We start from the raw sequence: 21,537 nt of genomic DNA, 5'->3' as shown, positions 1-21,537 counted from the left end.
CTCCTGGCGGCCATCAGGCCACTGCTGGATCCAGTGCCTCGGCGATGACTTCGTGCGCGTGGGCCGCAGCAAGGGGCGCCGCCAGTCGGTGGACTGCCTGGAAGGTCCTGCGGACCGCCGGTCCGTGCCATTCCGGCGGCAGGTAATCAGTGGGCAGGTTGGGGTCCCGGTACGGGAACTTGCGCCACATGGTGAGCATCGGAATGTAGTAGCGGAAGGCGTCGCGCCGCAGCTCTTCAGTGGACTCGGCCAGCGCCTTTTCAGGATCGTCCCCGACCCGTGACGTCCATTGCTGCTCCGCATCGTTGTACAGCTCAAGGAACTCGGTGAACTGCTCATCGAGTTCCTTGAGGTCCCACCATTCCGAGATTTTGGGCCGCATGGGACCGTCGAAAACGTAGTCGCTTCGGAAGAGGTCAACGAACTCGATCAGCCCGCCGGCGGTGAGGCGTTCCCGGGCCTGCTCCAGCTTGTGGGCCGGCGCGATCCACACGCCGTTGGCCACGGAACCAAACCCCAACCCCAACAACGCCGAACGCAGCTGGTGCCGGCGGTTGCGCATCGATTCCGGCACCGAGAAGACAGCCAGTACCCAGGTGTCCACCGGGGCCGGCGGTTCAGGCGAAAAGATCCGCCGGTCACCTTCGCGGAACACATCGCTGATGGACTCGGCAATCTTGTACTTGGCGATTCCACCCTCACGGACACTCTTCAGCACGCCTTTGGCCTTCAGTCTGGAGACCGACGACCTCACACCCGGAGCGTCGTAACCGAGCGAACCCAGCATGGAGATCAGTGCAGAGACCGGCAAAGCGTCGCCCGCGTTCCGGCCATAGAGGCCGAAGATCGTAACGAGCAACTGCTGGTGACGCACCGGGGGTGCCGGGACGGCGAACATCGAAAGAGCCTCATTTCCGCGCCAGCCATCAGGCGCCAGTCCAGTTCATCATAGGTGCGGCCCTCTGGGTCCCGGGCGTAGGCTGAGCGGCATCCGACCACTCCCTGGAGGTTTCACGCCATGACCGATGCGGTTTCCTACCCCTGGGGTGAGCCCTGCTGGGTCGACTCCCTTCAGCCTGACCCGGAGGCGGCTGTGGCATTCTACGGTTCGCTGTTCGGCTGGGAATTCGACGACCCTACCGCCCATGGATACAGGGTCGCCCGGCTCGGAGGACGACGGGTCGCAGGAGTGGGGCAGGCACCGCCCATGCTGGATCGCGGGGCATGGGCCACGTACTTCCTCGTGGATGACCTCGACAGAACGGTGGGCCTCGTGGATGAAGCCGGGGGCACCCTGCTGGTGGGACCGGCTGAGGGAAGCGACGGTGAGCGTACGGCGTTGTTCGACGACCCCAGTGGCGCCCCGTTCGGAGTGCGCGGCGGCAGCACACCTTTGTCGGCAGAGATCCTTGACGCCCCGGGCGCGTGGCAGATGAGTGCCCTGCACACCCCGGACCTGGCCGCGGCAGGGAAGTTCTACGCAGCAGTCTTTGGCTGGCGGCTGGAGATGGCACCCGGTTCCGGCGTGGGTTTGTGGCGCCTCGCCGGAAGTACGCGGCGGGCAGCCCATCCAACAATGCCGGATGACGTCATTGCGGTGGCGACGGGAGCGGAGCCGGGGTCCGGTGTGCCGCCCCACTGGGCCGTCAACGTGCAGGTTGCGGACACCGATGCTGTGGCCCGCCGTGTTGTTGAGCTGGGCGGTTCACTGCTGATGCCGCCAACAGACGCTCCAGGCTTCCGCAACGCCGTGCTGGCCGACCCCAGCGGAGGCGTCCTGGCCATCAGTCAGTTCGTCGAGGCGTAAGTGTCATCCCGGCGGGGCTGCCCGGCGGTCTACGCACCCTTGACCGCGCGGACCACGTGCTCCGGCCAAGGCTGCGCGGACGTGGCGCCCTGGGGAACGTGCACGGTGGTGACCGTCCCGTAGGCGGCGACGTCACCGCCGTCGGACGTTACTTCGAACGCCAGAGTCAGCGAGGTCCGGCCGAGCGCATGGATCCTCACGGTGGAGGTAATGCGCTGGCCGAACCACAGCTTGGCTTTGTAGTTGATCACTTGCTGGACGCGGGGAGCGCTGGGGAAGTAATCCGGCAGTTCCAGCGAGCGGAAGAGTTCAGCTTCCGCAGCCTCAACCCAGCGCAGGATGGCTGAGTTGTGCTGGTGTCCGGAGGCGTCGGTGTCCACCCATTCCACCGTTCGCTCAACGCTCGCCTCCGGAAACCTGTCCACGGCTGCTCCTAGCGGGCGCTGACGGTGGCGTCGTCGGGATCGACGTCGACGGCGGTTACGGGCACCTCGGGCTGCGGCTTCGGAATCATCGCCACCGCCCCGGCTGCGAGGACCGCAATGCCGGCGAAGATCGCGAAGTTCGCCTCGAAAGGCAGCCTCGATCCTGCGATCCAGCCACCGATCAAGGGTCCGGAAATGGCACCCAGCCGTGCGAAGCTCAACGCCCAGCCCGTGGCTGTACCGCGGACCTTTGCCGGGTAGTAGTCGGCGATGTAGCCCGTGAGGACCAATGACGTGGAGATGGAACCGACACCTGCGAACGCCACGAACAGCAGGTTGACCACCATGGTGTTCGGGAAGACCAGGAGCATGATGCCCAGGCCGCCCAGGATGTAGAACACCACCAGGATGAGCTTCTTGCCGTACTTGTCGGCGGCACGGCCCAGGAGGAGGCCACCGATGGCCGATGCCAGGCTGAAGACCAGAAGGAACGTCAGCGATGAACCAAGGTCGTAGCCGGCCTTCTTCATGATGCTGGGAAGCCACGTGTTCAGGCCGTACACCAGGACCAGGCCGCAGAAGAGCGAGATCCAGAAGAACACCGTGGAGCGCAGGTACTTGCGCGAGAACATGGTGGTGATGGTCCGCCACCACGGGTCGGCTTGCACGCCGGCTGCCGGAGCAACCGGAACCACGGACTGGTAGTCCGGGATGCGCAGTCTCGCAGCCAACTCCTTGGCCTCGGCCTTCCTGCCCTTTGACTCCAGGTATTCCAGCGACTCAGGAAGGAACTTCCAGATGATGGGAATCAGCACCACGGGAGCAGCACCGATCGCGATGACCGCACGCCACCCACCCAGCGGCAGGACGAACAAGGCAGCCAACGCCGCGGCAACAATGCCCAGCGAGTAGCCGGAGTACATGAGGCCGTAGTTGAAGGAGCGCTTGTTCGGTGCTGAATACTCGATGGTCAGGGCCGCTGCCACCGGAATGACACCGCCCATGCCCAGACCGCCGATCAGGCGGAAGATTCCGAAGAGCTCCGGGGTCGGCGCCCAGGCTGCCCCCGCTTGGGTGATCGTGAAGATCACCATGGAGGCAAGCAACATCCTCTTGCGTCCCACAAGGTCGCTGAGCGTTCCAATAAACAGGGCACCAATAAGCATGCCGATCAAGGCATATGAGCCGAGACCGCCCAAGGCCAGCGGGCTGAGGTTCCATTCCTTGTACTCGGCGAGGGCCGGAAGAACAGCCCCGAGGACGCCAACGTCGTAGCCCTCGGCGAGGATCGCGAGCCAGCAGCAGAACAACACCAGGCCCGTGGTCTTGGTGGGCACTTTCCAGTCGTTGAGGGATGCGGTGGCCATGGCTACTTCACCAAAACCGATGCTGCGGCGGACTCGGGAGTCCAGCGGAGGTGGGTGTTGACCTGTTCGATATCCGCTTCCTTCAGCAAGGACAGGCGCGGACGGACAGCGTCGGTGCGTGAGCTCGGCGGTTTGCGGCGGCCGGCGCGGAACTGCGGAATCCACTGGGCGCCGGGGCCTTGGTACTCCTGCTCAGCGGCAGCGTGCAGGGTCCACTGGGGATCGTAAAGGTGCGTCCGCCCCAGGGCGATGAGGTCGGCACGGCCCGCCAGCAGGATCGAGTTCACGTCGTCGTAGCTGGAAATGGCGCCGACGGCGATCACAGCCACGCCTGCCGGAGCGGCAACCTCCTGACGGATGCGGTCGGCAAACGGCGTCTGGTAGCTGCGTCCGAACGCAGGCTTTTCTTCCTTGGCAACCTGACCGGTGGAGACGTCCAGGCCGGCAGCACCGTGGGCAACGAAGGCGCGGGCGATGTCCACGGAATCGTCGGAGGTATTGCCGCCTTCGATCCAGTCGGTAGCGGAGATGCGCACCGTCACAGGCTTGTGGGCAGGCCATGCCGCGCGGACGGCGTCGAACACTTCAAGCGGGAACCGCAGCCGGTTCTCCAAGCTGCCACCGTATTCATCGGTGCGCTTGTTGGACACCGGTGAAAGGAAGGAGGACAGCAGGTAACCGTGGGCGGCGTGGATCTCGAGGAGGTCGAAGCCGGCCTGCCCGGCGCGGACGGCCGAGGCAACGAACTCTGCCGTAATGGCGTCCATGCCCGCGCGGTCCAGCTCCACTGGCGTCTGGTTCTCCGGGCTGTACGGCAGCGCAGAGGGGCCGACTGCGGTCCAGTTGCCGGACTCAAGGGGCTGGTCGATGCCTTCCCACATGAGCTTGGTGGAGCCCTTGCGGCCGGAGTGGCCCAGCTGCGCACCGATCTTGGCGGTGGAACGGCCATGGACGAAGTCCACGATTTCCTTCCAGCTATCGCGCTGCTCATCGTTGTACAGGCCGCTGCAGCCGGGAGTGATGCGGCCGGCTTCGGAGACACAGACCATCTCAGTCATGACCAGGCCCGCACCACCGAGGGCTTTGGAACCGAGGTGGACCTTGTGGAAGTCGCCGGGGATGCCGTCCACAGCGGAGTACATATCCATGGGGGACACTACGATGCGGTTCTTCAGCTCCAGTTCGCCGATGCGGAACGGCTGGAACATGGCCGGCGCTACCTCCGTGAGACCCTGCGACGAAGCGAAGTCCCGGTCCACGGCGTCGGCGAATTCAGGATCGCGGAGGCGGAGGTTCTCCTGGGTGATGCGGCGGCTGCGGGTGAGGAGGTTGAACGCGAACTGGGTGGGATCCTGGTCCTTGTACTGGCCGATGCGTTCGAACCATTCGAGCGACGCCTGGGCGGCACGCTGCGTGGAAGCGACCACCGGCCGCCGCTCAGCCTCGTATGCCGCCAGGGCGGACTCGACATCAGCGTGCTCATGCAGGCAAGCAGCCAGCGCCAGGGAGTCCTCCATGGCCAGCTTGGTGCCCGAGCCGATGGAGAAGTGGGCCGTGTGGGCGGCATCGCCGAGCAGCACCACGTTGTTGTGGCGCCAGCTCTCATTGCGGACCGTGGTGAAGTTGATCCACTTGGAGTTGTTGGTGAGGACCTCGTAGCCATTCAGTTCCTCCGCGAAGATTTCGCGGATCTTGGCGATGGCCTTCTCATCGGAAACGCCGGGTGGGAAGACCTCGTGGGCGGTCTCGTCGAAGCCTGCCGCATGCCATACGTCCTGGTGCATTTCGACGATGAACGTGGAGCCCTCATCCGAGTACGGGTAACCGTGGATCTGCATGACGCCCCACTCGGTTTCCTTCACGAAGAACTTGAAGGCTTCGAACACCTGGTCCGTGCCCAGCCACATGAACTTGTTGGTGCGGGGATCCAGGTCCGGCTTGAAGGAATCGGCATACTTGGCGCGGATCTGCGAGTTGACGCCATCTGCGGCGAGGACGAGATCGTAGTTGGCTTCGAGTTCCTCAACGGCCGGCGCCAGGGTGCTGAAGCGGACGTCCACGTTCAGCTCGATGCAGCGGCGCTGCAGCAATTCCAGCAGTTCCTTGCGGCTCATGGCTGCGAAACCCTGGCCGCCGACGGTGATCATCTGGTCCTTGAAGTGGATGTCGATGTCAGACCAGCGGGCGAAACGGCGGCTCATGTACTCGGCCACGACGGGATCGGCGTTGCCGATGCCGCCCAGCGTCTCATCAGAGAATACGACGCCGAAGCCAAAGGTGTCGCTGGCAGCGTTGCGTTCCCAGAGGGTGATGTCATGCGACGGGTCCAGCTGCTTCATCAGTGCTGCGAAGTACAGGCCGCCGGGGCCGCCTCCAACGATTGCGATTTTCATGGTGATGCTCCTTCTCAGGCCTGGCTCTGGCCGGCGGGGGTAAGTTGTTCGTTGCTCGCGTTCGCCGTGACCAGGCCCTCGCGCAGCTTGAAATGCTGGAGTTTGCCGCTGGGGTTGCGCGGCAGTTCGGTGACGAAGCGGACGTCCCGGGGGTACTTGTACGGGGCGATGGTTTGCTTCACGAAATCCTGGATTTCCTTGCGCTTGCCGGCGTCGCCAGTGACGCCCTCACGCAGGACGACGAACGCGCACACGATGCTGCCGCGTTCCTCATCCGGGACTCCGATGACCGCGTTTTCCACCACATCCGGATGCTGGTCGATGGCTGTTTCAACCTCGGGCGCACCGATGTTGTAACCGGAGGAGACGATCATGTTGTCCGAGCGGGCCTGGTACGTGAAGTATCCGTCGGCGTCCATGGAGAAGGTGTCTCCCGTGACGTTCCACCCACTGACCACGTAGTTGGCTTGCCGGGCATCGTCCAGGTAGCGGCACCCGGTTGGCCCGATCACGGCAAGCCGGCCGATGGTGCCCGGACCGACTTCGTTGCCGGCGTCGTCCAGGATGGTGGCCCGGAAACCCGGCACAGCCCGTCCCGTCGTGCCCGGGCGGATGTCGTCCCCGGCGGCGGAAATGAAGACGTGCAGCATCTCCGTGGCGCCGATTCCGTTGACCAGGCGCAAACCGGTAGCCGCGTGCACGGCCTCCCAGGTTTCCTTGGACAGGTGCTCCCCCGCCGAGACTGCGATGCGCAGCCCGCGGAGAAGGTCACCGCGCTTTTCCTTCAGGATCGACCGGTAGGCGGTGGGCGCGGTGAACAGGATGGTGGCCCCGGCCTTTGAGGCATGCTCGGCCAACTCCACCGGGCCCGCCTTTTCGGTCAGGAGCGACGACGCGCCAAACCGCAGCGGGAAGACCACCAATCCGCCCAGCCCGAACGTGAAAGCGAGGGGCGGCGAACCGGCAAAGACGTCCTCGGCGGTGGGTTGCAGGATGTACCGGGCGAAGGTGTCGGCGTTGGCCAGGATGTCCCGGTGGAAGTGCATGGTCACCTTGGGCACGCCCGTCGTGCCCGACGTCGGACCCAGCAAGGCCACATCGTCGGCAGCGGTGTCCACCGGCGTGAACCTGCCGCTCTTGTGCTCGCAGCGCGAGGTGAGGTCGCCGTCGTCGTCGAATCCGTTGCCGGCCCCGTACGTCAGGACGGTGACGTCTTCCCCTGCCGCAACCAAGAGCTCATCCACGAACCGGTGATCAGAAACAGCCACCACCGGCTTGGTGAGGCCGATCAGCGTGGAAACCTCGGTGGAACGCAGCATCGGCATGGTGGTGACCACCACCGCGCCGGCTTTCAGGACGCCCAGCCAGGCAGCAACAATCCACGGGTTGTTGGGGCCGCGCAGCAGCACGCGGTTGCCGGGAACAACACCGAGATCTTCAGTGAGGACCTGGGCCACCTGGTTGGAACGCTTCTGGAGCTGACCATAGGTCCAGACCGTGCCGTCGGGTGTCCACAGGGCAGGGCGGTCTGCGCCGTACTGTTCGACAGCGTCGTCGATCAGCACCGCGGCAGCATTGAGCCGCTCAGGGTAGTGGAGTTCGGGGAGGGTGAATTCAAGCGCAGGCCAGGTATCGGCGGGCGGCAGGTGGTCGCGGGTGAACGTGTCCACGTGGGCCGATGGCATCATGCTCATGGCCGTTCCTTTCAGTGGTGCGTCGTTGAAGCTGGTGAATGGGGGATCTCAAGCTGTTCAGGCGCCGGCCCGGATCATGCCCTCCTGGGCGACCGTGGCGAGGAGCCTTCCTTGCCGGTCAAAGAAGCGGCCCATGGCGAGGCCCCTGTTGCTTTGACCGGAGATTGCTTCCTGGGCGTACAGGATCCAGTCGTCAACACGCCCGTCGCGGTGGAACCACATGGAGTGGTCCAGGCTGGCGGTGGCGAGTCCGGGGCTGGACCAGTTGAGCCCGTTGACCCGGAGGAGCGGCTCAAGGATGGTGTAATCGCAAACGTAGGCAAGGGCTGTGCGGTGAAGGTCGGCGTCGTCGGGCAAGGTGTCGAAAGCCTTGACCCATATGGCTTGCTGGGGCACCGCACCACCTTCAAGCTCGACGTATACCGGACCGGGAATATGCCGCATGTCGAAGCTTCGTCCCGTGGACCAATAGTCTGCGGCCGGTCCGTCCGTCCCGTCCAGCACTTCGGCTGCTGTCCGCAGTGATTCAGGCTCGACGGCGGCAGGGGCCTCGGGCTGGAAGTCCGGTCCGGCTTCGGGGACCTGGAAGGAACCCATCGCGGCATAGACGGGCTTGCCGTTCTGGAAGGCCCGGACGGTCCGGGTAGAGTAGCCACGGCCATCGCGCAGGCGCTCCACTTCGTACCGCACACTGGAACCGATATCCACGGGACGCATGAAGTAGCTGTGCATGGAGTGGAGTGTCCTGTCAGCATCAACGGACCGCATCATGGCGGCCGCGGCCTGTGCCACCATGTCTCCACCGTAGGCTTTTGGCCACGGCACGTACTGGGTGGTTGCTTCATACGCTTCGTCGAAGACCTCGGCCGTTGCAGGCGTAAGCTCGACGGCCTTCAGGAAGGTTTCCGAGGTCAGGGTTCCGGTGATCATGGCTTAGGCCCGGCGGTAGTCTGCGAGGGTTTCGTCGGCGACGTCTTCGAGGTTGACCACGAGGTTCTCCGGCGTACGGGCTGTCAGCCAGACGAGTTCTTCCGTGATGGACATGTTGGCTTCGACGTGCGGCATGAACGGCGGCACGAACACCCAGTCGCCGGCCTTCATGTCGATGAACTCCGAGTAGTCCTCACCGAAGTAGATGCGGCCGTGGCCCCGGAGCACGTAACCGCCGGTTTCAGCCTCGCCGTGGTGGTGCGGCAGGGAGCGGTAGCCGGGGGTGTTGGATACCTGGCCGAACCAGATCTTGGTTGCAGGGGTGTGCTGGATGCTCACGCCGGAGACGCGGATGCAGTCGCCGGACTGGGCCGTGTTGGTGTCTTCGGCACCGGCGCGGGTGACGACCGGAACAACCTTGCCATCAGGCTGGGCGTAGATGGAGTTGTCGCCTTCGAGGACGTATTCAGTGGTGGTCTGGCTCATTGGTCTCTCCTTGTGGGTGGTGGGGTTTCGTCTTAGGCGGGGATGGACACGGGTGCGTGGATCCGGAACCGATTTTCCAGCCGGCCGATCCCGTCGATTTCGGTGGTGAGGACATCGCCGTCGTCGAGGAAGCGTGGCGGCGTCATTCCCATGCCTACTCCCCCGGGCGTTCCGGTGAGGACAAGGTCGCCGGGGCGCAGAATGGTGAACTGCGAGATGTAGGACAGAAGCTGGGCGGGGCCGAACACCAGGGTGCTGGTGTTTCCCTGCTGCACCAGCTCTCCGTTGACGTAGCCGCGGACGTCGAAGCTTTCGCCGGTCTCGTCAGCTGTCAGCATGACCGGACCCACGGGAGTGGTGGCATCGAAGGCCTTGCCTTGAAACCACTGCAAGGTCCGGCTTTGCCAGTCGCGCATGGAGATGTCGTTGGCCACGGTGTACCCGGCAATTGCCTCGCGGGCCTGGTCCTGGTCGGCACGGAAAAGTTCAGAACCGACGACGACGGCCAGCTCGGCCTCCCAGTCGACGCGGCCGCTGCCGTGGACTTCAACAGTGTCGTTTGCTCCAACCAGGGTGTCCGCGTACTTGGCGAACAGCGTGGGGTACTCAGGAAGTTCGCGGCCCATTTCCTGGATGTGGTCCCCATAGTTCAGGCCGCAGCAGATGACCTTGCCCGCCCGCGGAAGGAGCGGTGCGAACTCTGCGGATGCTGCGTCCAGCACGGTCTGATCCGGGGCAGCCGCCGCGGTTTCCACGATCGCGCGCCATTCCGGCTGCGCCAGGAGGGCCCCGACATCAGTGGCGGGCAACGCAAGGTAAGAGTCGGCGCCCGTGGCGAGTGCCGCCGTCGTACCTCCGTTGGCCGTACGCAAGGTGGCGAGTTTCATGTGCGGATTCCCTTCGAGTTTTGTGATGTGTCGACTTTTTTACGATCGTCACATATGCTCAACGTAGCACGGCGGAAATGATCTGCACAGAGGCTTTCCAAAAGTTTTTGCAGTTGCCACAACGAGGAGGAACAGCATGAGCCACAAGACAATCAACCCGGAATCGCTGCCCAAGCCATCGGGGTTCGCGCACGGCATTCTCGCGGGGAACACGGTTTTCCTGGGTGGACAGACCGCCTTGGACAAGAACATGAACATCGTCCCCGGCGGCATCGTGGAGCAGTTCACGCAGGCCTTCACCAACGTTCTGACGACGCTGCGTGAAGCCGGCGGACAGCCCGAAGACCTCGTCAACGTGACCATCTACCTCACGGACGTGGACGACTACATGGCGAACGGCCGCGAGATCGGGCGCATCTGGCGGGACATGGCGGGCTCGCAGTACCCCGCGATGGCGGGCATCGGCGTCACGCGGCTGTGGCAGAAAGAGGCCCTGATCGAAATCCAGGGCATCGCGGTGATTCCGGAGCGCTGAACCTCTGGCCGTTTCAGGTGCCCGTGGTGAACCATGTCCCTATGGGAACTGTCATCGAATATCTGGAGAGCGTCTCTGCGGGCAACCGCGCCATTCTTGAACGGATTGTGGGGATCGCCCGCGAGCTCGCGCCGGACGCCGAAGAAAGCGTCAGCTACGGCATGCCCGCACTGCTGGTTGATGGCAAGGGCTTCTTGAGTGTGCTCGAAACCAAGAAGCACCTCGCCTTGTACCCGTTCAGCGGGCAAATCCTTCCCGAAATGTCGGAGGAGCTGGGCGGTTATTCGTGGTCGCCCGGGACGCTGAGGTTCTCGGCGGACAACCCCGTGCCGGATTCCTTGGTGCGGCGGATCCTGGAGACGCGGTTGGCGGCGATCCGCAAGTAATCAGTGCTTGGCGGACACGTCCTGGGAGATCGCCTTGGCAGCGGCCACGACTTCCTGGCGCACCGACTCAAGGTACTTCTCCGGGTCCGGCTGGGAGGCGACAGCCTGGGCCTGCAGTGACACATTGATCGCAGCAACGTTGTCGCCGTTGTTGCGGTTCCACACCGGAGCGGCGATGGACATCAGTCCGATTTCCAGCTCTTGGTCCAGCAGGCACCACCCTTGTGCACGGACATGCTCGACGGCGGCCCTCAAGTCGGGCACGCTGGCGACGGTTCGCGGTGTGAGCGGGGTGAGTTCCGCCGTCGAAAGGTACGCCTCAAGCTTGGCCTGCGGCAGTCCAGCGAGCAGGACCCGGCCCATGGAGGTGGCGTACGCCGGGAAGCGGGTCCCCACGGTGATGCCGACGTTCATGATCCGGCGCGTGGCGACGCGGGCCACGTAGAAGATGTCCTGCCCGTCCAAAACGGCAGCGGACGTGGACTCTCCCAGTTTCACACTGAGCTGCTCCAGGTGCGGCTGGGCCAGCTGGGGCAGCGACAACGCCGAAAGGTAGGAGTAGCCAAGCTGGAGGACCTTTGCTGTGAGCGCGAACGTCTTTCCGTCGGTGCGGACGTAGCCGAGCTCAACCAGCGTGTGCAGGAACCGCCGGGCCGTGGCGCGGGTCAGGTCCGTGCGTGCCGCGACTTCGCTGAGCGTCATCACCGGGTTGTTCGCGTCGAACGCCCGGATCACGGCGAGCCCCCGCGCCAGCGACTGGACGTACTGGTCACTGGCTTGGGGGGCAACTGCGGAATCGGTCATGGTTACCAATCCTAGGGGGTGCGTTGTGGGGCCCGCTTTGCACGCTCAGCGGGGCAGATAACGCGCAGAGCGGGCCTCACAACGGGAGGGGCGCAACTTGCGGGGCCTACTCTGCAGGCTACGTTCACGAAATAACGCGCAGAGCGGGCCTCACAACGGGAGGGGCGCAACTTGCGGGGCCTACTCTGCCTTTTTCAGGGGCAGCGGCACGAGCTCCTGGATCTCCTCGAAGGTGCACCCAAAGGTTTCACGGACGGTGACGCCGTCGGGTCCTGTGAGGAACACAGCCTTGTCCGTGTACACCCGCGTCACACATCCGACGCCGGTCAGCGGGTACGTGCACTGCTCCACCAGCTTGGACACGCCCTCGCGCGTCAGCAGCGTCATCATCACGAAAACGTCCTTGGCCCCGGTGGCCAGGTCCATCGCACCACCAACGGCCGGGATGGCGTCCGGGGCGCCGGTGTGCCAGTTCGCGAGGTCTCCTGTTGCGGAGACCTGGAACGCGCCGAGAACGCAGATGTCCAGGTGCCCGCCACGCATGATCGCGAACGAGTCGGCATGGTGGAAGTACGACGCACCGGGCAGCTCGGTGACGGGGATCTTGCCGGCATTGATCAAGTCACCATCGATCTCGTCACCAACAGCGGCCGGCCCCATCCCGAGCATCCCGTTCTCCGTGTGGAGCGTGATGTTCTGTTCCTCGGTGAGGTAATTGGACACGAGGGTCGGCTGGCCGATGCCGAGGTTCACGAAGGAGCCGGGGGCGATGTCGCGGGCCACCAACTGGGCGAGTTCCTCGCGGCCCAACGGCTTCTCGGAGGTCTGGATGCTGGTCTGGGTGCTCATGCTTAAGCCACCTTCTCTGCGCCGGAGCCGCCAACGCGGACCACGCTGTTGACGTAAATACCGGGGGTCACCACGGTCTCCGGATCCAACGAACCGGTCGGCACGATCTCCGAGACCTGCACGATGGTGTGCTTTGCCGCCGCAGCCATGATGGGACCGAAGTTCCGTGCGGTCTTGCGGTAGACCAGGTTGCCCTTGCCATCGGCCTTGAGTGCCTTGATCAGGGCGACGTCGGCGTGGATCGGGGTTTCGAACACCTGCCACTTCCCGTCCAGCAACCGGGTTTCCTTGCCCTCGGCCAACGTGGTGCCGTAGCCCGTGGGTGTGAAGAACCCGCCGATACCGGCACCGGCTGCACGGATGCGCTCGGCCAGGTTGCCCTGCGGAACCAGTTCCAGCTCGATCTCCCCAGCATGGAACTTGGCGTCGAAGTGCCAGGAATCGGATTGCCGCGGGAAGGAACAGATCATCTTGCGGACCCGGCCTTCCTTGATGAGCAACGCCAGGCCCTGGTCGCCCTGGCCGGCGTTGTTGTTCACCACGGTCAGGTCCTTCGCGCCACAATCCATCAGCGCGTCGATCAGTTCGAACGGCTGCCCGGCGTTACCGAACCCGCCGATCATTACTGTGGAACCGTCCTTGATCCCGGCGACAGCCTCGCCAACGGTGTCAATGAAATTCAACATGACTAACCCTTCACTCCGGCAGAAACGTTTTCGAGCACCACGGCCAGACCTTGGCCCACGCCGATGCAGATCGCCGCAACGCCCCAGCGCTGGCCGGAAGCCTGCAGGGAACGGGCGAGCGTGCCCAGGATGCGGGTTCCGGAGGCACCGAGCGGGTGGCCCATGGCGATCGCGCCGCCGTGGCGGTTCACGATTGCGGGGTCGATCCCCCACGCATCCACGCACGCCAACGATTGCGCGGCGAACGCTTCGTTAAGTTCGACGGCGCCCACCTGGTCCCAGCCGATGCCCGCCTTCGCGAGGGCCTTGTTCGCGGCCTCCACCGGGGCGAATCCGAAGAACTGGGGATCATTGCCATGCGCACCACGGCCGGCGATGCGAGCCAGCGGCTCCAGGCCCAGGATGGAAGACGCGGCTTCGGAACCAATCCACGCAGCCGAAGCGCCATCAGACAAAGGAGACGCGTTCCCGGCGGTGACAGTACCGCCGTCGGGCCCGTCCGACTCAGCACGGAACACCGTCTTCAACCCGGCCAGCTTCTCCGCAGACGAACCGGCGCGGATTCCCTCATCCCGGACGAGGTCGGTCCCCGGAACCGCGGTCACCAGGTTGTCGTAGAAGCCTTCGTTCCACGCAGCATCGGCCAGGTTGTGCGAATCAGCGGCAAAAGCATCCTGCCGCTCCCGGGTGATCCCGTACTTCTCGCGCAGGCGTTCGGTGGCCTCTCCCAGGGAGATGGTCCAGTCCTTGTTCATGGCCGGGTTCACCAGGCGCCAACCGAGCGTGGTGGAAGCCAAGGTCATGTCACCGGCCGGGTAGGGCTTGGACGTCTTGGGCAGCACCCACGGCGCGCGGGACATGGACTCGGCCCCGCCCACGAGCATGAGCTCGGCATCTCCGGCGTTGATCTGGCGCGAAGCGATGATCGCCGCGTCCAAGGAGGAGCCGCAGAGACGGTTCACCGTGGTGCCCGGAATGGAGACCGGCAGGCCTGCCAGGAGGGTGGCCATGCGGGCGACGTTGCGGTTTTCCTCGCCGGCGCCGTTGGCGTTGCCGAACACCACCTCGTCGATTCGCTCAACATCAAGCCCCGGAGCACGCTTAACGGACTCGCGGACCACATGCGCGGCAAGGTCATCGGGGCGGACAGCAGCAAGACCGGAGCCGAACTTGCCAAAGGGCGTGCGCACGGCGTCGTACACAAAAGCCTGGTTCATGGGTTTCTCTTTCGTTCTTCCCACCTGGGTGGGGGACTTAATTGGGTTCGTTGGCGTCCAGGTCAGCGAATACTTTCTGGGCCGTCTTGAAGGCCGAGTTGGCCGACGGAACACTGCAATAAATGGCGGTCTGGAGCAGGATTTCCTTGATCTCATCCCTGCTCAGGCCGTTGTTGAGGGCCGCCCGGACGTGCATGGCCAGCTCCTCCCAGTGACCGTGCGCCACCAGCGCGGTGAGGGTGACAGCGGAGCGCATTTGCCGGCTCAGGCCGGGCCGCGTCCAGATGCCACCCCAGGCGATCCTGGTGATCATGTCCTGGTAGTCCTCGGTAAAGGAATCCTTGGAGGCGTTCGCCCGGTCCACGTGTGCGTTGCCAAGTACTTCGCGGCGGACCACCATGCCGGCGTCGTAGATGTCCTGGGCGGTGGCGTCGGGCTGCACGGCACCATTGCGGGCCGGGTCGTTCTGTTCAGAAACAGGGCTCATCGTTCGTTCTCCTTCATGAAGGTCCGCATCAGCTCAGCCACCGCGGCCGGTGCCTCGGCGGGTGCCAGGTGACCGACGCCGTCAAGCGCTACAGCCTCGGCGGTACCGCCGCCTGCGGTGATCCCTGCGGCAACAGCTTCAGCGAACGACGGCGGAGCGACAGTGTCCTCGTTGCCGGCAATCGCCAGCGTGGGAACCGTGATGCTGCCGAGCTGGTCCCGGACATCGAATGCCGCGAGGGCTTCGCAGCAGAACGAGTAGCCAAAGCGGTCGGCATCGCGGAGGGAGTGCAGGAGGCGGCTGCTGATCTCCGGCTGGCGGTCCATGAAACCCGGCGCGAACCAGCGCTCCGCGGAGCCTTGGATCATCACAGGAGTGCCCAGTTTGCGCACAGTGTCCGCCCGCTCAAGCCATCCCTCGGGCGTGCCGAGCTTGGCGCCGCTGCACTGGACGGACAGGCTGTGGAGGCGGTCGCCGTGCTTGATGCCGAGCTGCAAGCCCGTGGCCCCGCCCATCGAAACGCCCGCGTAATGGAACCTGGCGCCGGGACTCACCGAATCAACAAGATCGACGACGGCGTCCGCCAGTTCCGCGATATCGAAACCTTCGGTGGCGGTCGGCGAGATGCCGTGGCCGGGGAGGTCCCAGCCGATGACGTCGTAGTCGTCGCCGAGGAGTGCGGCGGTTTCGGTCCAAAGAATGGTGGACGTGCCCAGCGAGGGGCCGACCACCAGGAGCGGTTTGGCTCCCAATTCGCGCTGCGGGGACAGCAGCACCGCCTTGACAGTTGGCTTAGCCACGGATGGCTCCCTTCGATGAATTTCCAGTGGTATCGGCTGGCACGGCGAAGTCCGGATAGGCGGCCAGAATTCGGCGGCTGATCTCCGTCGCTTCGCCCAGATAGCCGGCGGGATCCAGCAACGACTCGAGCTCCGCATCAGGGAGCTTGTCCGCGGGGACGGCTTCGCGCAGAAGCTTGGCGTAGATGCGCGTCTGTTCAGCCGCGGGCACCTTCAGCGTTTCGTCGACGACGGCCTGCAGCTTCTGCTTTCCGTCCTCGCCGAGGAGGGGCGCGACGGCGGCCACCACGCCTTCGCTGAGGAGCAGCGGTCCCGAGATGTCGAGGTTCCGGCGCATCGCATCGGGGAAGACGCGGAGACCTTCCGTGAGTTCACGGAGGTGTCCTGCCGCGCCCAAGGCCAAGGCCAGCAACTGCCGCAGGGCCGGCCATTCGCTGTGCCAGGCGCCATCGGGCCGCTCATCGTTGAAGGTTGCGGCAGCAAGGTGCAGCTGGGCCGCGAGGCCGGGAGCCTGCAACGCCGCACTGCGGATCAGCACCGACAAGACAGGGTTCTGCTTCTGCGGCATGGCCGAGGAAACACCGCGCCCGGCGGCCAAGGGTTCGCCGAGTTCGGCAACCTCCGGGCGGCTCAGGAACAGCAGGTCCGCGGCGATCTTCCCGAAGGAGTCGATCAGGGCTGCGAGTCCGTCGCCGAGAGCCGTGACGGCCAGGCGGTTGGTGTGCCAGGGAGCGGCAGCGGGTGCGAGGCCTAGTTGGGCGGCCAACGCATCAGCCAAAGCGAACGGCGTAGATGCAGAACCAGCGGTGAGCTTGGTTGCCGACGCCAGCGTTCCTCCGGCCCCGCCGAACTGCACCGGCAACTGAAGCGACTCCAATCGCGCAGCCGCAGCGGCCACACCCTGGAACCACTGGGCCGCCTTGAGCCCGAACGTATAGGGAAGCGCATGCTGCGTCAGGCTCCTGCCCACGCACAGCGTGTCCGCATGCTGTTCCGCCAAGGTGGCGAGCGCCGTCGTCGTGCCTTTGACGTCAACCAGCAACGCAGACACGGTGCGGCTGGCCAGCAGCATCAGTGCGGAGTCGAGGACGTCCTGGCTGGTCAGGGAGGTGTGGACGGCCTTGCCGGCGCCAATCCCCGCCGAGTCCAAGGATTTCACGCGGGAACGCAGGTCCCCGAGCAGGGGAATCACCGGGTTCGCGCCACCCTGCGCACGCTCCGCCAAGGATGCGGCATCGTAGGAGCCGGGGTCGGCGGCTTCGGCCACCACGGCGGCGGATCCGGCGGCAACGAGCCCCGCCTCCTCAAGGACGGCAGCCCAGGAGGCCTCGACGTCGAGGATTGCCGCCATCACGGCACGGTCGCCCGTCAGCGCCGCCACAGCGGGCGACGCCGAGACGGGGCTGAGGAGGCCGAAGTCGCCGTCGGTCATGCGGGGTTTTCCGTGTTAATGTCCAGCGAACCGTCCTGCTGGAAATCCAGGAACACGGTCTCTTCGCCGCCCTGCAAGCGGATGTCCCAGGTGAGGCCACCGTCAGGGTCGCGGCGGGCGATGAGTGTCTTGCGGCGCTCGGGGTCCAGGGAGCTCAGCAAAGGATCGTTGGCCAGGGCTTCCTCGTTCTCCGGCAGGTAGACGCGGGTGAAGAGGCGGTTCATGAGGCCTCGGGCAAACACGGCCACGGAGATGAACGGCGCTGCGCCCGGCTTAAGCGGGCCGGGGTTGACGGTGGTGAAGGTGTACACGCCGGAGTTGCCAACGGAGCCGCGGCCCCAGCCGGTGAACGTGTAGCCGTCGCGGACCAAGGAGCCGGTGCGCTGGACGATGTTGCCTTCGGAGTCCGGCTGCCAGATCTCCAGGATGGCGTCCGGGATGGCGTTGCCGGCGCCGTCGTACACCGTGCCCTGGAGGCGGATGCTGCCGGGGCTGCCGGGGGCCAGGAGTTCGTTGTCCTTGGTGAAGGGAAGTGCGTAGCCGTAGAAAGGGCCGACGGTTTGGCCCGGTGTGGGTGCCAGCTTGCTCATGCGCTTACTCCTCGTCCCCGGCGTCGCCGTACGCTTCGTTTTCGGTCCAGGTCCGCTTGGAACCGGTCAGGATGATGTCCCACTTGTAGCCGAGGGCCCACTCGGGGCTGGTGAGTTCATGGTCGTACTGGGCCACCAGGCGGTCACGGGCATCCTGGTCCACGATCGACTGGTAGATGGGGTCCAGCGGGAAGAGCTGGTCACCGGGGAAGTACATCTGGGTGACGATCCGCTGCGTGAACTCCGAGCCGAACATGGAGAAGTGAATGTGCGCGGGACGCCAGGCGTTCAGGTGATTCTTCCACGGGTAGGCGCCGGGCTTGATGGTGGTAAAGCTGTACGAGCCGTCGTCACCGGTGATGCAACGGCCGACGCCGGTGAAGTTCGGGTCAAGCGGTGCGGGGTGCTGGTCGCGTTTGTGGATGTAGCGGCCTGATGCGTTGGCCTGCCAGATCTCCACGAGCTGGCCGGCCACCGGGCGGCCGTCGCCATCGAGGACACGGCCGGCGACGATGATGCGCTCACCCTGCGGTTCACCGTTGTGCTGGATGGTCAGGTCGGATTCCAGGGCGTGCACATCCTGGTGGCCGAACGCCGGCGAGTAGAGCTCAATGGTCTCCGGGTCCGCGTGGTGCAGGCTCTTGGTGGGGTGGCGCAGGATGCTGCTGCGGTACGGCGCGTAGTCCAGGCGCGGCATGGTCTCCGGCCCCTTGCCGTTCTTCAGTGCCTCGGCGTAACGGTCCCCAATGCCCTTGATCTCAGCACTGAGATCGGCTTGGGTTTCCACCTTCTTGGCATGGTGGGCGGCGTGTGGCTCAGCGGGCGGCACGAGTTCCTCGGATTCGAGCGCCTGTGCTGTTTGTTCTTGCGGCACGGCCGGCTCCTTTCGGTTGATGTGTTCTCTCGATGGCTCAGGGCAGTGGGCTTACACCCGGTGGAGCGAGTCGTATTGGACGGCGTGCCGTACCGGGGCGTTGGGCGCCCCGTAGCCGTCGTAGTCGCCGCGGCGTTCCACCATTTCGAAGAACACACTGCCCACGGTGGCGGTGTAGAAGTGGAGGAATTCGCCGTTGGCGTCCCGGTCATACAGGAGGTTGAGCTCCTTGAGGGTGGCCAGGAAGCCGGGTTCGAGATCGAACCGTGCATCCAGGTCCTCGTAATAGTTGGCCGGAATCTGCAGGAACTCCAAGCCACGATCGTGGGCGGACCGGGCCGTGGCCACGAGGTCGTCCACGGCGAAGGCAATGTGTTCCTGGTACGTTTTGCGTGCCGTTTCCTGGGCTTGCTGGGCCGGCGCCAGGTTGAGGACCAGCCTGACCGCACCGTTGCTGGTCTTCATGACCTGCGAGCGGACCAGGCCGCTGGGGCTCGGGACTTCGGCGAACGGCTGGGGTTCCAAGGCCAGTGCACTGGTGTAGAAGAGGACTGCCTCGTCGAAGTGTTGCCACGGCTGGGCGAGGTTGACGTGGTCGATGACCGCGTTCCGTTGCGCGGCTGAGTGCTCCAGCCCCTCCCCAAACTCGTGCGTCCAGGCGGCGGTGCCGTCCGGGCTGCCCTGGCACAGGAAAATCTCGGTGGAGTCCGGCGCCGAGATGCCTTGGAAGACTTCCTCGTCGGCCTGGACCTTGCGGGCCACCACGGGAGCCTTGAGTTGCTGGGCGCGAGCGGAGGCAATGACTGGAGAGTCGACGTCGAACCCCAACGCGGCGATCGCCGGTTCCGTGTGCGATGCCGCTTGCTCGTTGATGATCACGCGGGCCTGGCCCATGGTCCAGAGCTGGACGTCCTTGGTGCGGTGGCGGCCTTCGAACTCGAAGCCGAGCTGGCCCAGGAGCTTCTCCAGCTGCGCGGTGTCGTCGGCCTTGACCTCGGCGAAGTTGAAGCCGGCGGGCTCGTTCACCTTGGGCAGCGTGGCCAACTCCATGGGATAACGACGGCGGGACGCACTGCCGTTGCCCGCGGCGGTCTCAGTTTCCAAAGCGGTGCCGGCGAGCCATTTGGCGCTCTGCTCCTCCAGCCAGATCAGGGATCGCATGGCATCCACGGCGGTGCGCTCGGTATCGGACTGGCGGAAGACGTCGTTGAAGACTTCCAGCGAGACCGGTCCTGTGTAGCCAGCGCGGACAACGTGGCCCATGAACTTGGCGAGCTCGAACTGCCCTTCACCGGGGAAGACGCGGTAGTGGCGGCTCCAGGAGAGTACGTCCATGGAGAGCTTGGGTGCGTCGGCAACCTGGACGAAGAAGATCTTCTCCGCGTTGATGTCCTCGATCGGCGCTGTGTCCCAATCGCGGGACAGGATGTGGAACGAGTCCAGGCAGGTGCCGAGGTTGGGGTGGTCCACCATCTCCACCAGGCGGTACGCGTGTTCGTAGTCGTTGACGTACTTGCCCCAGGCCAGCGCTTCGTAGGCAACTTTGACCCCGTGGTCCCCCGCGAGTCCGGCCAGTTCGGCCAGCTGCTCGGCCCTGAGGTCATCATCATCAATGGTGGCCGTGGCGACGTTGGAGCACACCAGGATGGTGTCCATGCCAAGGCGTTCCATGAGGTTGAACTTGGCCTCGGCGCGCTTGAGGTTGGCCTCCAGCAGGTCCTGGGTGACGCCGTCGAAGTCGCGGAACGGCTGGTAAAGATCCAGGCCCAAGCCGAGGTCCGCGGCCATTTTCCGCACGTCCTCCGGGCTGTGGGGGGACGTGACCAGGTCCTGTTCGAAGATCTCGATGCCGTCGAAGCCCGCGATGGCACAGGCCTGCATTTTCTCCTTCAGCGTGCCGGACAGGCAGACCGTGGCGATACCGGTGCGCATCAGTTGTCCGCCTTCGCCAGCTCGGGTCCGCGCGCCGCCGCCGCATCTTCCACGGCGATGAGCTCGAGGAAGTGTGCCCGCATCCGTTCACGATCAGCTTCGCGTCCGGTGATGAGCTGGAAGGCGTCTGCCGCCTGGCCCACCGCCATCCGGCCGCCGTCGAGGACGTCACAACCCTTGGCGCGGGCCTCCCGGACCAGCTGCGTCTCGATGGGACGGTAGACGATGTCCGCAACCCAGTGGCGAGGTTCCAGCAGTTCGATGTCCAGGGGAAGTCCGGGGTGAGCCGCCATTCCGATGGGAGTGCAGTGGACCAGGCCGTCGGCCAGGGGCATGATGCCGCCCAGATCCGTGGTGCTTCGCGGGGTAACGGTGGCTGCCGGGAAGAGTCCGCCGAGTTCTGCGGCACGTTCGGCAGCGCGGTCAGGGTCCATGTCCACGAGGTCCAGCGTGGTGACACCGGCCGTGAGGAGCGCATAGGCGACGGCGGAACCGGCACCGCCCGCACCCAGCTGGACCACGCGGTCAAGTTTGGCGTTCGGCAGACCGGTGGCGAGCGCAGCGCCGAAACCGGAGAAGTCTGTGTTGTGGCCGATCAACCGGCCGTCCTTAATCAGGACTGTATTGACGGCACCCAGGCGCGCGGCGTCGTCGGAAATTTCGTCGAGGTGTCCCAGCACCAGCTGCTTGCAGGGGTGCGTGATGTTGAGGCCGTTGAAGCCCATGCGCTGGGCTGCGGTCAGGAGATCCCCGACGGCGGTGGCCGGCAACGCGAGTTCCAGCAGGTCGATGGGGCGGTACAGCAAGCGAAGGCCCTGCACATCGGCTTCGCGTTCATGCATGGGCGGCGTGAGCGAGGGCATGACGCCTTCGCCTATGAGGCCCACCAGAACGGACTCGGCTCGGTTGCTCATCCTAAAGCTCCTTTGACTTCAGCACCGCGGGCTTTTGGCGCT

At 65.0% G+C, this 21,537-nt stretch carries 22 protein-coding genes; 3 read left to right on the top strand and 19 right to left on the bottom strand.

Annotated features, from left to right (window positions below; all coding sequences use genetic code 11):
* Window positions 1–13: 13 nt before the first annotated feature.
* On the bottom strand, window positions 14–898 hold the full coding sequence (locus QF015_RS19105; RefSeq protein WP_310207775.1) for a PaaX family transcriptional regulator: 885 nt from the start codon (window positions 896–898) through the stop codon (window positions 14–16).
* A 120-nt stretch (window positions 899–1,018) separates the two neighbouring features.
* Between QF015_RS19105 and QF015_RS19100 the strand changes: the two genes are divergently transcribed.
* Window positions 1,019–1,807, top strand: coding sequence for a VOC family protein (locus QF015_RS19100; RefSeq protein WP_429390445.1), 789 nt, complete (start codon window positions 1,019–1,021; stop codon window positions 1,805–1,807).
* A gap of 29 nt (window positions 1,808–1,836) precedes the next feature.
* On the opposite strand, the gene QF015_RS19095 is transcribed toward QF015_RS19100, so the two are convergent.
* The 7 genes from QF015_RS19095 to QF015_RS19065 are packed head-to-tail and all read right to left on the bottom strand — an operon-like array spanning window position 1,837 to window position 9,989.
* A complete protein-coding gene (locus QF015_RS19095; RefSeq protein ID WP_429390444.1) occupies window positions 1,837–2,232 on the bottom strand; it encodes an acyl-CoA thioesterase in 396 nt (131 codons plus the stop codon).
* Window positions 2,233–2,240: 8 nt separating this feature from the next.
* Window positions 2,241–3,599 (bottom strand): MFS transporter, encoded by a 1,359-nt coding sequence (locus tag QF015_RS19090; protein WP_429390443.1) that lies wholly within the window; start codon window positions 3,597–3,599, stop codon window positions 2,241–2,243.
* Between the two features lie 2 nt (window positions 3,600–3,601).
* Window positions 3,602–5,992 carry a bifunctional salicylyl-CoA 5-hydroxylase/oxidoreductase gene (locus tag QF015_RS19085; RefSeq protein WP_429390442.1) on the bottom strand — a complete coding sequence of 797 codons (2,391 nt, stop codon included), beginning with the start codon at window positions 5,990–5,992 and terminating at the stop codon, window positions 3,602–3,604.
* Between the two features lie 14 nt (window positions 5,993–6,006).
* Window positions 6,007–7,686, bottom strand: coding sequence for an AMP-binding protein (locus tag QF015_RS19080; protein ID WP_429390441.1), 1,680 nt, complete (start codon window positions 7,684–7,686; stop codon window positions 6,007–6,009).
* 57 nt (window positions 7,687–7,743) lie between these two features.
* Entirely contained in the window at window positions 7,744–8,616 is an 873-nt protein-coding gene (locus tag QF015_RS19075; protein WP_429390440.1) for an acyl-CoA thioesterase, read from the bottom strand.
* Between the two features lie 3 nt (window positions 8,617–8,619).
* A complete protein-coding gene (locus QF015_RS19070) occupies window positions 8,620–9,102 on the bottom strand; it encodes a cupin domain-containing protein (protein WP_310207795.1) in 483 nt (160 codons plus the stop codon).
* Between the two features lie 32 nt (window positions 9,103–9,134).
* Entirely contained in the window at window positions 9,135–9,989 is an 855-nt protein-coding gene (locus QF015_RS19065; protein WP_429390439.1) for a fumarylacetoacetate hydrolase family protein, read from the bottom strand.
* Between the two features lie 136 nt (window positions 9,990–10,125).
* On the opposite strand from QF015_RS19065, the gene QF015_RS19060 reads away from it, so the two are divergent.
* On the top strand, window positions 10,126–10,524 hold the full coding sequence (locus tag QF015_RS19060) for a RidA family protein (RefSeq protein ID WP_310207800.1): 399 nt from the start codon (window positions 10,126–10,128) through the stop codon (window positions 10,522–10,524).
* Window positions 10,525–10,565: 41 nt separating this feature from the next.
* Window positions 10,566–10,910 (top strand): iron chaperone, encoded by a 345-nt coding sequence (locus QF015_RS19055; RefSeq protein WP_310207803.1) that lies wholly within the window; start codon window positions 10,566–10,568, stop codon window positions 10,908–10,910.
* On the opposite strand, the gene QF015_RS19050 is transcribed toward QF015_RS19055, so the two are convergent.
* The 11 genes from QF015_RS19050 to QF015_RS19000 all read right to left on the bottom strand — a co-directional run bounded on the left by QF015_RS19050 (window position 10,911) and on the right by QF015_RS19000 (window position 21,495).
* A complete protein-coding gene (locus QF015_RS19050) occupies window positions 10,911–11,714 on the bottom strand; it encodes an IclR family transcriptional regulator domain-containing protein (protein WP_310207807.1) in 804 nt (267 codons plus the stop codon).
* Window positions 11,715–11,894: 180 nt separating this feature from the next.
* Window positions 11,895–12,563, bottom strand: a complete 669-nt coding sequence (locus tag QF015_RS19045; RefSeq protein WP_429390438.1) for a 3-oxoacid CoA-transferase subunit B — start codon at window positions 12,561–12,563, stop codon at window positions 11,895–11,897.
* Window positions 12,564–12,565: 2 nt separating this feature from the next.
* Window positions 12,566–13,249, bottom strand: a complete 684-nt coding sequence (locus QF015_RS19040; protein ID WP_310207812.1) for a 3-oxoacid CoA-transferase subunit A — start codon at window positions 13,247–13,249, stop codon at window positions 12,566–12,568.
* Between the two features lie 2 nt (window positions 13,250–13,251).
* Window positions 13,252–14,466 (bottom strand): thiolase family protein, encoded by a 1,215-nt coding sequence (locus QF015_RS19035; RefSeq protein WP_429390437.1) that lies wholly within the window; start codon window positions 14,464–14,466, stop codon window positions 13,252–13,254.
* A gap of 37 nt (window positions 14,467–14,503) precedes the next feature.
* Window positions 14,504–14,953 carry a 4-carboxymuconolactone decarboxylase gene (gene pcaC, locus QF015_RS19030; RefSeq protein ID WP_310207817.1) on the bottom strand — a complete coding sequence of 150 codons (450 nt, stop codon included), beginning with the start codon at window positions 14,951–14,953 and terminating at the stop codon, window positions 14,504–14,506.
* Window positions 14,950–15,753, bottom strand: coding sequence for an alpha/beta fold hydrolase (locus QF015_RS19025; RefSeq protein ID WP_429390436.1), 804 nt, complete (start codon window positions 15,751–15,753; stop codon window positions 14,950–14,952). The genes pcaC and QF015_RS19025 overlap by 4 nt, the downstream gene beginning before the upstream one ends.
* Window positions 15,746–17,185 carry a lyase family protein gene (locus QF015_RS19020; protein ID WP_429390435.1) on the bottom strand — a complete coding sequence of 480 codons (1,440 nt, stop codon included), beginning with the start codon at window positions 17,183–17,185 and terminating at the stop codon, window positions 15,746–15,748. Before QF015_RS19020 ends, QF015_RS19025 begins: the two co-directional genes overlap by 8 nt.
* Window positions 17,182–17,775 carry a protocatechuate 3,4-dioxygenase subunit alpha gene (pcaG, locus tag QF015_RS19015; RefSeq protein ID WP_310207826.1) on the bottom strand — a complete coding sequence of 198 codons (594 nt, stop codon included), beginning with the start codon at window positions 17,773–17,775 and terminating at the stop codon, window positions 17,182–17,184. Before pcaG ends, QF015_RS19020 begins: the two co-directional genes overlap by 4 nt.
* Window positions 17,776–17,779: 4 nt before the next feature.
* Window positions 17,780–18,649: a protocatechuate 3,4-dioxygenase subunit beta gene (pcaH, locus tag QF015_RS19010; RefSeq protein WP_310207828.1), complete on the bottom strand. Its 870-nt coding sequence runs from the start codon at window positions 18,647–18,649 to the stop codon at window positions 17,780–17,782.
* Between the two features lie 51 nt (window positions 18,650–18,700).
* Window positions 18,701–20,581 (bottom strand): bifunctional sugar phosphate isomerase/epimerase/4-hydroxyphenylpyruvate dioxygenase family protein, encoded by a 1,881-nt coding sequence (locus QF015_RS19005; RefSeq protein ID WP_429390434.1) that lies wholly within the window; start codon window positions 20,579–20,581, stop codon window positions 18,701–18,703.
* Window positions 20,581–21,495, bottom strand: a complete 915-nt coding sequence (locus tag QF015_RS19000) for a shikimate dehydrogenase (protein WP_429390433.1) — start codon at window positions 21,493–21,495, stop codon at window positions 20,581–20,583. The genes QF015_RS19005 and QF015_RS19000 overlap by 1 nt, the downstream gene beginning before the upstream one ends.
* Between the last annotated feature and the right edge of the window lie 42 nt (window positions 21,496–21,537).

The organism is Paenarthrobacter sp. TE4293 (genome assembly GCF_050435325.1).
Classification (GTDB): Bacteria; Actinomycetota; Actinomycetes; order Actinomycetales; family Micrococcaceae; genus Arthrobacter; species Arthrobacter nitroguajacolicus_C.
This window is presented reverse-complemented; position numbering and strand designations above follow the sequence as displayed.

Excerpts from the sequence above, each read along its gene's own strand:
- QF015_RS19000 (WP_429390433.1), bottom strand. The coding sequence starts at position 21,495 with ATGAGCAACCGAGCCGAGTCCGTTCTGGTGGGCCTCATAGGCGAAGGC.
- pcaG (WP_310207826.1), bottom strand. The coding sequence starts at position 17,775 with ATGAGCAAGCTGGCACCCACACCGGGCCAAACCGTCGGCCCTTTCTAC.
- QF015_RS19085 (WP_429390442.1), bottom strand. The coding sequence starts at position 5,992 with ATGAAAATCGCAATCGTTGGAGGCGGCCCCGGCGGCCTGTACTTCGCA.
- QF015_RS19020 (WP_429390435.1), bottom strand. The coding sequence starts at position 17,185 with ATGACCGACGGCGACTTCGGCCTCCTCAGCCCCGTCTCGGCGTCGCCC.
- QF015_RS19040 (WP_310207812.1), bottom strand. The coding sequence starts at position 13,249 with ATGTTGAATTTCATTGACACCGTTGGCGAGGCTGTCGCCGGGATCAAG.
- QF015_RS19090 (WP_429390443.1), bottom strand. The coding sequence starts at position 3,599 with ATGGCCACCGCATCCCTCAACGACTGGAAAGTGCCCACCAAGACCACG.
- QF015_RS19050 (WP_310207807.1), bottom strand. The coding sequence starts at position 11,714 with ATGACCGATTCCGCAGTTGCCCCCCAAGCCAGTGACCAGTACGTCCAG.
- QF015_RS19005 (WP_429390434.1), bottom strand. The coding sequence starts at position 20,581 with ATGCGCACCGGTATCGCCACGGTCTGCCTGTCCGGCACGCTGAAGGAG.
- QF015_RS19105 (WP_310207775.1), bottom strand. The coding sequence starts at position 898 with ATGTTCGCCGTCCCGGCACCCCCGGTGCGTCACCAGCAGTTGCTCGTT.
- QF015_RS19070 (WP_310207795.1), bottom strand. The coding sequence starts at position 9,102 with ATGAGCCAGACCACCACTGAATACGTCCTCGAAGGCGACAACTCCATC.
- QF015_RS19060 (WP_310207800.1), top strand. The coding sequence starts at position 10,126 with ATGAGCCACAAGACAATCAACCCGGAATCGCTGCCCAAGCCATCGGGG.
- QF015_RS19100 (WP_429390445.1), top strand. The coding sequence starts at position 1,019 with ATGACCGATGCGGTTTCCTACCCCTGGGGTGAGCCCTGCTGGGTCGAC.
- QF015_RS19075 (WP_429390440.1), bottom strand. The coding sequence starts at position 8,616 with ATGATCACCGGAACCCTGACCTCGGAAACCTTCCTGAAGGCCGTCGAG.
- QF015_RS19055 (WP_310207803.1), top strand. The coding sequence starts at position 10,566 with ATGGGAACTGTCATCGAATATCTGGAGAGCGTCTCTGCGGGCAACCGC.
- QF015_RS19065 (WP_429390439.1), bottom strand. The coding sequence starts at position 9,989 with ATGAAACTCGCCACCTTGCGTACGGCCAACGGAGGTACGACGGCGGCA.
- pcaC (WP_310207817.1), bottom strand. The coding sequence starts at position 14,953 with ATGAGCCCTGTTTCTGAACAGAACGACCCGGCCCGCAATGGTGCCGTG.
- QF015_RS19045 (WP_429390438.1), bottom strand. The coding sequence starts at position 12,563 with ATGAGCACCCAGACCAGCATCCAGACCTCCGAGAAGCCGTTGGGCCGC.
- QF015_RS19035 (WP_429390437.1), bottom strand. The coding sequence starts at position 14,466 with ATGAACCAGGCTTTTGTGTACGACGCCGTGCGCACGCCCTTTGGCAAG.
- QF015_RS19080 (WP_429390441.1), bottom strand. The coding sequence starts at position 7,686 with ATGAGCATGATGCCATCGGCCCACGTGGACACGTTCACCCGCGACCAC.